We start from the raw sequence: 12,154 nt of genomic DNA, 5'->3' as shown, positions 1-12,154 counted from the left end.
GCAGGGAGTGCGGCTTCTCGTAAGAGTATAATCGCGTCTCTACCCCGACTCCCTAGCCCTTGAGATAACAATGACAATCTGGTTTATCAATCAGTGACTCCACTAGGGCATTCAGGGCAGTAGCAGCTAACAAGCCACCTCCCAAAGTACCTTCTACTGTAATAAAAGGAACTTCGTGTTGCATTAGTTGCCGCTTGGCTGCGGGAGCGTGGCTAAAGCCAATAGGCATTCCAATCACTAGTGCAGGGTGAATTTGTTTGTTGGCAATAGCTTCACAGATAGCTATCAGCACTGAGGGAGCATAACCAACCACTAGCACACAACCCGGAGTTACTTGCTGCAATTTTTCTCGCCATTCTTGATGCTGCCAAAATTCCAGTTCTGCCTCTGTAGCAGTTGTAATGTGAGGATTATCAATTAAAGTTGTAATCTGGCATCCCAAGTGAACTAATCGGGTTTGATCTAAGGCAGTAGCTACCGTGGGAATATCTACAACAATCTGACAGCCTGATTTTAGTGCTTCTCGACTGGCTGCAATCGCACCTCGGCTTAACTTGATAAACGACACTAAACTAACGTCACCACAAGCCAAAACCAACTGAGAAATTAAGTGTTGTTCAATCTCCGAACGATTAGACAAATCAGGTAGTAAGCGTTGTAACGATTCAACAAAAGCTTCTGAATGCGTATGAACTCCAGCATCTAACCCACTCCACAGTTTTTCTAGTCCTCCCAGTCCAACTTGGGTTTCTACGTCTAGTACCTTGAGTTGGGCTAGCACCTCAGCTTGCATAATTTGACAATGGCGATCGCGTCCCAATAATCCTTCTAATGCTGATGCTGTTTGCCGTAGATGAGAAATTTGTTGGATTACTGCACGATATTGCTGCTGAAGTTGCGTCATCAGGTTGACATTTGTGTCTGTTTCTGGTTCTACTTCCAAAATGTGGCGAATATGGTTTAGTTGGAACCCTTGCTGCTTAAGTGCCACAATCCGTTGTAATCTGATGACATCTTTATCGTTGTAGAGACGGTAGTTGCTAGGCGATCGCTCTGGTTGCGGTAGCAGTCCCAATTGATGGTAGTGTCGCACCATGCGCGGTGTAATCCCACTGCCAACTGCATTGGTAAGTTCTTTGATGGTTAAGCAAGCAGCGTTCATGATTTACTCCAACAACGGCAAAATTCTTTGCAATTCTCCACAAGCAGTCTGAAGAGATGGCGGTGCATTTTCATGCAACCTTGGTAAACCAGTGTTACCAATTTTTCCACATACGCTTGAGCATAAAATTCTTTGTTGCCAAGGCAGTTTCACTGATTACAACAATTGAAATCAACTAATCAGATAGGGATTCTGCTCTATATTGCTACCCTCATTTTTATTTGCCACACTCTTGACCTTAACATTGATGTCAAGGTTTAGTGTGAGAGAGTCCCTGTGATTCAACTCTCATGCTCTACCCCCAGCGTTTTACCCAATTCACCAAAGAACACACAGATACTTTAGCAGCCTTGCTTTGTGGCTTGCTGCTATTTCTCGGATGGTTCGCTTTGCATCTTGGTTGGTTGGGGTTAGCACTGCTGTTACTACCCGCCGCTTATGTAATTGGCGGCTACGAAAGTGCGCGGGAGGGGCTGACTACCCTATTCAAAGAAAAAGAACTCGATGTAGATTTGCTGATGATTGTGGCAGCGATTGGTGCTGCTAGCTTGGGATTATGGCAAAGGGAATATCATCTAATTGTTGATGGGGCAATTTTGATTCTGATCTTTGCGATTAGTGGCGCACTAGAAGGCTATGCCATGCAGCGGACTGAGCGTAGCATCCGCAGTCTAATGAGCCTGACTCCAGACACAGCAAGGGTTTTGCGTCAGGGAAGAGAAGAGGATATTTCCATCAGCCAGTTAAACGTGGGTGATGAGATTGTCGTTAAACCTGGAGAACTAATTCCCACCGATGGCATCATTGTCTCTGGTTTCAGCACCTTGAATCAAGCTGCTATTACAGGCGAGTCCTTACCTGTAGAGAAAACCGTGGGTGAAGAAGTATTTGCAGGTACACTTAATGGCTATGGTGCATTACAAATCAAAGTACACAAACCAGCCCAAAGCAGTTTAATTCAGCGTGTGATTCGTTTGGTAGAACAGGCGCAGACAGAAGCACCTCCTTCCCAAGAATTTATTGATCGCTTTGAGCGGGGATATGCCAAAGTAATTGTCATAGCTGGGGTATTACTAGCAATTTTACCGCCATTCCTCTGGGGTTGGGACTGGGAAACTACGATTTATCGCGCCCTTACCTTCTTGGTGGTAGCTTCTCCCTGTGCGCTGATGGCTGCAATTATGCCAACCCTACTTTCGGGAATTGCCAACGGTGCAAGACAGGGGATTTTATTTAAAAATGGGGCGCAGTTAGAGAAGATTGGCAAAATTCGGGCGATCGCTTTCGATAAAACTGGTACTCTGACAACAGGGCAGGTAAAAGTATTCCAAGTGATTTCAACTAGTGAATACACACAAGCAGATGTATTAAAAACAGCAGTAGCGGTGGAATCCTATTCTGAACATCCTATTGCTAAGGCAATTGTGCAAGCAGCTAGTGATTTGGATTGGGTTAGTGCAACTGAAGTGCAAGCCATACCCGGACAGGGAATTGAGGGAATCGTTAAAGAGCAAAAGGTAATTGTGGGGAACGCCGCTTTTGTTCAGCAGTATGTGACTAATTTACCGGAAGGATTGCGGCAAACAGTTCAATCTTTAGAGCGAGAGGGTAAAACTGTTGTTTGGGTAGCGAGTGGAGGCAGGGGGGCAGAGGGGCAAGAGAGCAGGGAGCAGGGAACAGAGGTGATGGGTGTAATTGCAATTGCAGACATGGTGCGAACTGAAGCTGCTGTAACCATTACTCGCTTAAAGCAACTGGGAGTTGAGCAAATTGTTATGTTAACTGGAGATAACGAGGAAACTGCTAATAGCGTCGCTCAAGCAGTGGGAATTGAGCGCGTATATGCTCAACTTCTGCCAGAAGATAAGTTAGATGTCATCCGCCGTCTACAGCAACAGTATCAAACTGTGGCGATGGTGGGGGATGGGATCAATGATGCACCTGCCCTAGCTCAAGCATCTGTGGGTATAGCAATGGGAGGGGCGGGTAGTGATGTGGCATTGGAAACCGCAGATATAGTTTTGATGGCAGATAGGTTAGAGAAAATTGCCGTGGCGATACATTTAGGTAGGCGATCGCAAGCCGTAGTCAAACAGAATATAGTGGTAGCGTTGAGTTTTATTATGTTGCTTTTAATTGGCAACTTCTTAGGAAATATCAACTTACCCATCGGCGTCATTGGGCATGAAGGTTCCACAGTTTTAGTTACTTTGAGTGGTTTAAGATTACTGAAGTAGAGAGTAGGAGGCAGAGGGGCGAAGTTCTGAGGTAAATTGAACAAGTATTAAACAGTGATGATTGAATTCGAAAGTATATCTCCCCTGCTCCCCCGGTTACTGAGCGCAGTCGTAAAGCCTGCGGCATAGCTGCGCTTAGGGTGCAGTCTCTCGTAGAGAAGTATGCTCCTCGGTCACTGAGCGTAGCCGTAAAGCCTGCGGCATAGATGCGCTTAGGGTGCAGCCTCTCGTAGAGAAGTATGCTCCCCTGCTACCTGAGAATCTTACTTTTCTTCTAACTGTTTAATCCGCTCTATTTGCTGTAAATTCCACTGATCATCAGAATAAGGTGTACTAAACCAGGCATCTAATATTTCTTTTGCGATCGCATCTGTAGTAGCACGCAGGCTAAGTACTAAAACATTTGCGTGGTTCCAAATCCTCGCCCCGCGAGCAGTTTCAGCATCATGACACAAAGCTGCACGTATCCCAGAGACTTTATTAGCAGCAATGGATGCACCTGTGCCAGTCCAACAAAAGACAATACCCTCATCTGCTTTGTTGTTTGCTACAGCCAAAGCCACCTTACTACTGCTGACAGGCCAATCAACTTCTGAATCATTCTCGGCTAGGGAACCGAAGGGTAAAACTTCATGTCCACGCTGTTGAAGTTCTTCTATTACCCTGTTGGTAAGGTTTGTACGTTCATCACTGCCAATAGCAATTTTCATCAATTTCTCCGAGACACCCCCATCAAGAGCGCACTACTGTGGGGGAGGATGCTTGAGTGTCAGTTTAGCGGCGTCGAGCCGCTAAACTGACAATCTCTGTGGACACGAAACCAGTAGACCCGTTGCGCGTCGGATCAACTGAACTTTAGAAGCAGTAAACTGCCCCAATCGTTTCCAATCAAAATCGGAAACACTAATTTGACGAGTGGTGTCGCCACTCACCCATCCAATACTGATTCGTTTTGCCATCTCTGCTTTGACCAAATCCCCCTTTCTGAATCCATGTCGCGTGGTTGTTCCGCCATATTTACGGGGTACATTCCCAATAGAAGGAACCATCAAGTGAAGCTGTCTTCTTGAAATAGGTGGACGACGAACAATCACAAACGGTGCAGAAGTGAGATTCGCGTCCTGACGGTTCAGACAACAGTCGAACTGCCTTGATCCGCAAATCGGTGTAGACCCATTCTGCTCTACCTTCTTCGACCCAACGTTCGGCGCGTTGAAGTTTTGTTGGCATTGCAGGACTATGATCTGGATTGAGAACTGAAATTCGCTGCATAAGTTGTTAGAGAGATAATCCCAAAACTTAATGTCTCTTAGCTCAATGCTTACGGTGTGTCCGAGCCTAAACCTCGCTGGATAAGATTCCATCCCCTCACAAATAACCCAGTCGAGAGAAGTAACTGGTAGTGTCTGATCCGTAAACATCCGCTGAGCTATTCGCAGCTACGGTCGGGTTATCTCCGACCACTCCCCCACCTCAGCCTAAGCTGGGTGGGGGTCATTGAAGACGGTTCACGCTTTCGCCCTCTAAAAGTAGTCTGCACTATTTGTTCATATTTATGATATTTAACGTCAAAATAATTGAGAAAAAATTTTGAGGTTTTTTGAGTGATACTGCACTAAAACCAGTCCAAGGTTCCCCCACTCTCATGCTCCCTTCAAAAATACAAGGGACAGGCAGACAACCCATCCCACAAAACGCAACGCCCGATTTTCAGATGAATGAAGTACACCGATATCAAAAAAATTAGGGTTTCGGACTACCAGTTTCTTCAGTTGCAGGCGCGATCGGAGCGCCATTGGTTAAACTGAGAATCCCGGAAACAACAATTTTTTCTCCTGCTTTCAATCCTTGGAGAACTTGATAATTTTCTCCCTCAATAGCTCCCAACTTCACAAGTTTTTGCTGAGCTACCATAGTTGGCGCTCCTGGTTTGGGATTTTCTGGTGTTTGAGCCACAAACACAAAAGTTTCTCCACCTAAGCGAGATACTGCTGTCACTGGAATTTTAATTCCTGGACGTTCTTTCCAGATGACTCTGGTTTGCACTGACTGAAGATTTAGCAGTCGATTCCGGGAGTTACCAAAGTTAGCTTTCACCAAAACTGTTTGTGAATCTGAACTGGCATTTGGGGAGATAAAACTGATCTTACCTGTTGCTATGGGTTTACCTTGAACGTCCAGCATTTGCACTGGTAACCCCAAGCGTAACCTTCTGGCTTGGTTGAGCGGAACGGATATATTCAGATCCAAAGAGTCGTTTGTGGTAAGTGTAGTGAGTTGATCTCCTTGGTTGACATACTGTCCTACCTTGACTGGAATATCACCTACAATACCCGTAAACGGAGCTAGGACTTTTGTGTATCCCAACTGGACTTGAGCTGACTGGACTTGAGCTGCTGCCTGGGTTACTTGCGCTCGTGCTTGGGCAATATCTTCTTGGCGAGAGCCGTTCACTTGCTGCCTGTAGTTTTGTCTTTGTTGTTCTAAAGCCGCAGCTAGCTCATTGATGCTAGACTCTCTAGCTTTGCGGAGATTTTCTAAGTTTTTTTGAGATGAAACCAGCGCTGCTTCAGCACTGCGTTGATTTTTGAGGTATTCATCTAAAGCATCTTGGGAAACTGCACCTTCTTTTCTTAATTGTGTATATCGCGTTGCTCGTGCTTGTGCCAGTTCTAGATCAGATTTGGCGGAATTAACTTGAGCTTCAGCCTGCTGAATTTGCTGTGGCTGAGATCCAGTTAAAGCATCTTGATATTTTGCTTGGGCTTGATCTAATTGCGCTTTGGCTTGAGCAACTTCTTCTTTTCTAGTACCTGCTTCAAGTTCGGCAAGATTAGCACGCGCTTGTTCGAGTGCGGCTTTCCGTTGTAGTAACTGGGCTTCGGCATCATCACTTTGGATGGTAATCAAAACTTGTCCTTTTTGGATGCGTGCGCCTTCTTTGAAGATAATTTGGGTAATTCTTCCTCCAATTTGCGTCTTTATTGGTACTGAACGTGGAGCCTCTAAAGAGCCAATAAAATCCGCGCTGTCCTGCACAGTTCCAGACTCCACAGTTGCTAGCTTGACGGGAATTCCCACCGGTTTACCAGCAGCAGCTCCTGGAGGTGCATTATTGGCGCTGCTAGTTTGCCACCAGCGCCAACCAATACCAAGACCTGCAATTAACAAAACTATTCCTAAGATTAGTGGCCAACGCTGCTTTTGAGGTTGCTTAGGCGGTTGCTTTTGCTCTGGCAGAGAATCTTGTTGTTGAATCTGATTGGAATCAGTAACAGCAGGTTGTTCTTTTTCAATGGGTGCTGGGGACTCAGGAAAATCAGAATGAGACATCTTGTTTTCTCGGCTTTTAGATTTAGACTTTGGCAATCTACTCTTGGCTGAAAAAGCATTCTTTAAAGAGATAGTTTTTTAGCCATTTTTTACCAATATGGAAAATGATTTTTTTGTGTACATAGATACTATACACGCTTAAGTATTTGTGTTATTGTTCAGTTGGTTTAGCGTTCAAAGCAACAAATATTGATAATTTATACACTCTGCAATTACTGTATGATTTCTATATTTGTAATTTATTATACCCATGCAGATGTAGAAAGCTTGTGCTTTGAATCAAGGAGGAAGCGCTAGCCAATATCATCTACGTTGACGAGGAATAATCAATCATCTGTGATGCTAATTTCTCCATAACAGTTATGCAAACGCTTGCACGCATATGTAAGCACTTGCTTGCATTATAACCATATCCAGAGATTATTTGGTATAAAGGAGCAGTTGATAGCTTAATAAATATTTTGTTTTTTGTCTTTATTTGCGAATTGCGATCGCTTTGCGTCATAGTAGGCTGAGATTGCCTATTACCAACTCCTTGCCCGTTTTCAAATATCTACAACTGATTGCTGGGTATCCAATTGTGGCAAAATATCTAGAGTTGATGATCGGTTAGCAACAACATGAGAAAATAGCCCTTCATACCGATCAAGTGCTTGCTCCAAAGAATAATTTTCTACAGCAAAGTGTCTGCCTTTTTTACCTAACTTCGCTCCCAGAGCCGGATTAGTATATAAATCCTGGACTGCATCTGCCAAAGCACTAGGTGATTCTGGCTCAACAACTATCCCACCACCGCTAAGTTGGATTGCTTTAGCAGCAGTGCCAGTAGCAGGAACCGAACCGACAATCGGGCGACCACTTGCTAGCAGCAGTGGTATTTTTGAAGGCATATTGAACGAAATCACATTGCATTTTTGGACAATTAGCCCCACATCAGCTGCTGCTAACATTTGGGGGAGTTTTTCTCGTGACTGTAACGGTAGCAGCAAAACATTATCTGCTCCATTTAATAGGCAATATTCCTGCAACCTTTGCAATGCTCTCGATTCGCCGACGATAACAAAAACAATTTCTTTGATGTGACGCAAGCGAACTGCTGCCTCAATTACTGTCTCTAACCCTTGAGTCAGCGCAATATTACCCGAATACAATACCACAAATTTCCCATCTAATTGATGGTTATATCTCCACGGGTTGTTCTCTTTTGGTAAAGGGCGGATAAAATTTACATTTACCCAATTGGGAATACAAACAATCTTATTAACAGGTACTCCCTTATTCACTAAATTCTCACTAAATCCATTAGTAATAACGCTAATGGTGTGTGCGGCCCGATATGCAAATTTCTCTAAGGCTGCAAGAGTTCGGATCATTAACTTATTTTTTAGTAGACCGACGCGCACAGCAGCATCTGGTAGGATATCTTGCACATTCAGCACAACTGGGCAGTTGTATAACCAACCAAGTATTGTTGCAGGTATCGTTACTAATAGAGGCGGGACTGTTAAAAGAATCACATCAGGACGTCTGCCTTTGAATGCTTGCGGCAAGCTTGTAAAAACAAAACTTAACTCCAATAGCAACCGATCTAACAGGTTGGGTTTAGACTTAATCCTTAAGTAACTTCGCTGGATAGTAACGCCATTATTTTGTTCAGTAACATACCACTTACCTCGATACCCATCGTAAATCTCGCGCTCTGGATAGTTAGGCATTCCTGTAACTACACGCACTTCATGACCACGCTCTACTAGTCCTTCTGCCAGTTCAGTCATCAAGGGAGCAATTCCAATTGGCTCTGGATGATAATTGTAGGAATAAATCAGAATGTGCATGAGCTATTTGTAAATTTTCTGCCGTTAAGACAGCCTGAGATTGAGAGATTTATTTTTAATTTCAGGCTTGACTGTACTATTTATGCAAAAGACTATTAAAAAGTTATGAGAGCATTTCATTGTAAATAACATAATTTTTATAGCAGTATAAGCTTGATAATACAAGCTTTCAACTTGGTTTCTTTTCAGTTAAAATTAGGAAGCCGTATCTCGTATTTAAATAGACATAGCTATTTCTATTACATCATTCAGTGAGAATTTTTCTATGAAATAGGATTGCCGTAAATATTTATTTATTATTCCCTCAAGTAGATTTTGAAAAGGAACTTATGTACTGCATATTACACATTTGAAAATTGAAATACTAGCTTTTATAGACATTTTATGCTCCTATAGCCATCAGATTTAGCTACTGGGATCATGACAGCAGTTGTGATTTTAGCTTATTCTAAAACTTATGCATTAATTAACACTTCGGGAATTGTAGCATTATATTCAAGCCCATGTTGATAATTTATACTTTTACTTAATAAAATCTTTAAAATTATTGTCTAATTAATTACACTTAGGCAAAAATAGTTATCTAAATTACATTTAATTAAAAGAGTTCTCAAAGAGATATAATTTCGCGTTCACAGTAGTAAATCTTAAGTAGGGGACGCGGCCCAAGCAGCGGATTATAAATGCCCTAGTGTTAAAGCTTAAGCATTAAGTGCCACTAGACAAAGTGGCACTTTAATCACTTGATAAAAATGTTTTTTCTGACGAATTATATCGAAATATATGCGTTGAACACAACCCTCTTCTCATATAGGAGACTAAGGCATAGCTGGCTTCTCCCTGGGGTATGGGTGATTTTATCTGCGAGACGCTGCGCTAACACCAGTCGCTTAGAGAAGGAAACCAACTTAGGTGCGCTAGTTCACCAGTTGCAACAACTTTGGGAAAGTTTACAATGCAATGGATACGCTACAGTGATTTTATTTTTAGTTGATAAATGGCTTCTAATTTCGTGTTCAATAATATAACTATTTATTTTCAGTAATTAAAGGAGTATTAAGTTGATACTCATCTCACCGAAAATTTCTATATTCCTAAACTTCTAATCTTTCTTATCGTTTAAACCTTTAGTTCAAACCCTTGATGCTTCGTTTTTTTGGAGAACTCCCAGAGGTAAACTGTAAGGTAGGTATATGTTGATAAGTCTAGGAGTATTACTCTAAGAACTTTTGATGTAAAGATGGTATGGTATGCCTTTAGTACGAAGTACTTGTAGCAAATTAAGTATCATTTTATATTTAAAATGCACTGCTACATACTTGTCTGAATCAATTTTGTGTATTTTTTGTGTAGCATAGCGATCATGAGTTTGAAAAGTATTGAAAAATTAGGGAATTTAGCGTTTTTATTAGAAGTTGGTACGGAAGAACTACCTGCAAGCTTTCTCAGTGAAGCCTTGGCACAGTGGCAAAAGCGTATTCCCCAAAGTCTGGAAGTAAATAGCCTCATAAGTGAAAGTGTAGAAGTCTACGGTACTCCTCGGCGTTTAGCGGTACTGATTAAAGGTTTACCATCCCAGCAACCAGATCGGGAAGAGGAAATTAAAGGCCCACCCGCACAAGCAGCCTTTAAAGATGGCAAACCAACACCCGCAGCAGTAGGCTTTGCCAAAAGACAGGGAGTAGAAGTTGATGCTTTGGAAGTTCGTCCTACAGACAAGGGAGAATTTGTCTTTGTAAAAAAAAGAATTCTCGGCCGTCCTGTGGCAGAAATTTTGACAGAACTGATTCCTCAATGGATTTGGGGTTTAGAAGGTAAGCGGTTGATGCGGTGGGGAAATGGGGATGCCAAGTTTTCTCGCCCAATTCGCTGGTTGGTAGCTTTGTTAGATGAGACAGTCTTGCCGATAGAATTAGTAAATGGTTCTGAAAGAGTTCAGAGCGATCGCATCTCTCAAGGTCATCGTGTCTTACATCCAGAACCCGTGTCAATTACGCACGCGACTGATTATGTTACAACTTTAAGTCAAGCTTCTGTGACAGTTGACGCTAATCAACGAGCTAATATTATTAAAGAGCAAGTTCAATCAACTGTACAAAAGTTAAATGGGTATTCAGAAATCTATCCCAATCTATTAGAAGAAGTTACTAACTTGGTGGAATATCCTTCATCAGTTGTCGGTAGGTTTGAACCAGAGTTTTTGAATTTACCAACTGAGGTAATTACCACAGTTATGGTAAGCCATCAGCGTTATTTTCCGGTGTTTAAAACAGCAAATAGCAAAGAATTACTTCCCTATTTTATCACTATTTCTAACGGTGACATAACAAAATCAGATATTATTGCTGTTGGTAATGAAAGAGTGATTCGCGCTCGTTTAGCTGATGGTAGATTTTTCTATGAAGCTGATTTAGCTAAGCCAATAGATAGCTTTTTACCACAGTTAGAAAAAGTCACATTCCAAGAAGATTTGGGTTCTCTACGCGCCAAAGTCGATAGAATTGGCAAGATTGCTGCACAAATTACGACTCAACTACAATTAGAGGAAAATCAACGTCAGAAAATCCAAAGAGCCGCTTTGCTATGTAAAGCTGATTTGGTTAGCCAAATGGTTTATGAATTTCCAGAATTGCAAGGCATAATGGGACAAAAATATGCTTTAGCTAATGGAGAAAATACAGAAGTTGCTACAGCAATTTTTGAGCATTACTTGCCACGAGGAGCCGATGATATTTTACCTGAAACCCTCACAGGTCAAGTTGTGGGTTTGGCAGATAGGTTAGATACATTAGTAAGCATCTTTGGATTAGGATTAATCCCCACAGGTTCATCTGATCCCTTTGCTTTGCGGCGGGCAGCAAATGCTGTAATCAATATTACATGGTCAGCGAATCTGCCTATAAATATAGAAAATTTACTGGAGCAAATAGCCACAGATTTTGCAGCAGACCATAATAAAAATCAAGCCGAATTAATTGCAGCGTTACAAGAATTTTTCTTACAACGCATCCGCACCCTGCTGCAAGAAGAAAAGCAGATAGATTACGATTTAGTAAATGCCGTTTTGGGAGAAAATGACCCAGAATATACAGAACGAGCATTAAAGGATTTATTAGATGTACGCGATCGCGCCTTATATCTGCAACAAATTCGCAACGACAGCACCTTAGATAACATTTACGAAACCGTTAACCGTTCCACACGCTTAGCCGCACAAGGTGATTTGGATACCAAACAGCTAGAACCAGCAGATGTAGTCCGTCAAGAACTATTCCAAAAGGCTTCTGAGGGGGCTTTATATCATGCTTTAGTGGATTTAGTACCACAAACACAAGCTTCACTTGAAACACGCAATTATCAACTGTTAGTGGCAGCACTAGCAAAAATTGCTCCGACTGTAAGTAACTTTTTTGATGGCGCAGATAGTGTTTTAGTGATGGACTCCGATCCAGACATCAAGCATAATCGATTAAATTTGTTAGGATTAGTTCGCAATCATGCCCGGATACTGGCTGATTTCGGTGCGATCGTCAAAAATCTGTAGCATAGAGCAACAAAAAGTTGTGTAATTTTTGCTAATTAACGTT

At 42.2% G+C, this 12,154-nt stretch carries 9 protein-coding genes; 2 read left to right on the top strand and 7 right to left on the bottom strand.

What is annotated here, in order from left to right; genetic code table 11:
* Positions 1 to 52 precede the first annotated feature (52 nt).
* Complete coding sequence (locus tag WKK05_RS22945; RefSeq protein ID WP_341525378.1) at positions 53 to 1,162, bottom strand: precorrin-8X methylmutase; 1,110 nt, start codon at positions 1,160 to 1,162, stop codon at positions 53 to 55.
* A 3-nt stretch (positions 1,163 to 1,165) separates the two neighbouring features.
* Positions 1,166 to 1,315, bottom strand: a complete 150-nt coding sequence (locus WKK05_RS22940) for a hypothetical protein (RefSeq protein WP_341525377.1) — start codon at positions 1,313 to 1,315, stop codon at positions 1,166 to 1,168.
* A gap of 137 nt (positions 1,316 to 1,452) precedes the next feature.
* On the opposite strand from WKK05_RS22940, the gene WKK05_RS22935 reads away from it, so the two are divergent.
* Positions 1,453 to 3,399, top strand: a complete 1,947-nt coding sequence (locus WKK05_RS22935) for a heavy metal translocating P-type ATPase (protein ID WP_341525376.1) — start codon at positions 1,453 to 1,455, stop codon at positions 3,397 to 3,399.
* Between the two features lie 263 nt (positions 3,400 to 3,662).
* Here the strand turns inward: WKK05_RS22935 and WKK05_RS22930 are convergent, their stop codons facing one another.
* From WKK05_RS22930 to WKK05_RS22910, 5 genes are all read right to left on the bottom strand, one after another.
* The gene (locus WKK05_RS22930; protein ID WP_341525375.1) at positions 3,663 to 4,109 is read right to left on the bottom strand and encodes an RpiB/LacA/LacB family sugar-phosphate isomerase; all 447 of its coding nucleotides are present in this window, start codon (positions 4,107 to 4,109) and stop codon (positions 3,663 to 3,665) included.
* 81 nt (positions 4,110 to 4,190) lie between these two features.
* On the bottom strand, positions 4,191 to 4,448 hold the full coding sequence (locus tag WKK05_RS22925; RefSeq protein WP_341525374.1) for a hypothetical protein: 258 nt from the start codon (positions 4,446 to 4,448) through the stop codon (positions 4,191 to 4,193).
* Positions 4,417 to 4,671, bottom strand: a complete 255-nt coding sequence (locus WKK05_RS22920) for a hypothetical protein (protein ID WP_341525373.1) — start codon at positions 4,669 to 4,671, stop codon at positions 4,417 to 4,419. The genes WKK05_RS22925 and WKK05_RS22920 overlap by 32 nt, the downstream gene beginning before the upstream one ends.
* A 471-nt stretch (positions 4,672 to 5,142) precedes the next feature.
* Positions 5,143 to 6,732 carry an efflux RND transporter periplasmic adaptor subunit gene (locus tag WKK05_RS22915; protein WP_341525372.1) on the bottom strand — a complete coding sequence of 530 codons (1,590 nt, stop codon included), beginning with the start codon at positions 6,730 to 6,732 and terminating at the stop codon, positions 5,143 to 5,145.
* A 545-nt stretch (positions 6,733 to 7,277) separates the two neighbouring features.
* Entirely contained in the window at positions 7,278 to 8,567 is a 1,290-nt protein-coding gene (locus WKK05_RS22910; protein WP_341525371.1) for a glycosyltransferase family 4 protein, read from the bottom strand.
* Positions 8,568 to 9,930: 1,363 nt separating this feature from the next.
* Between WKK05_RS22910 and glyS the strand changes: the two genes are divergently transcribed.
* Positions 9,931 to 12,111 (top strand): glycine--tRNA ligase subunit beta, encoded by a 2,181-nt coding sequence (gene glyS / locus WKK05_RS22905; protein WP_341525370.1) that lies wholly within the window; start codon positions 9,931 to 9,933, stop codon positions 12,109 to 12,111.
* Positions 12,112 to 12,154: the final 43 nt, after the last annotated feature.

It is taken from the genome of Nostoc sp. UHCC 0302 (assembly GCF_038096175.1).
Taxonomy (GTDB): Bacteria; Cyanobacteriota; Cyanobacteriia; order Cyanobacteriales; family Nostocaceae; genus UHCC-0302.
This window is presented reverse-complemented; position numbering and strand designations above follow the sequence as displayed.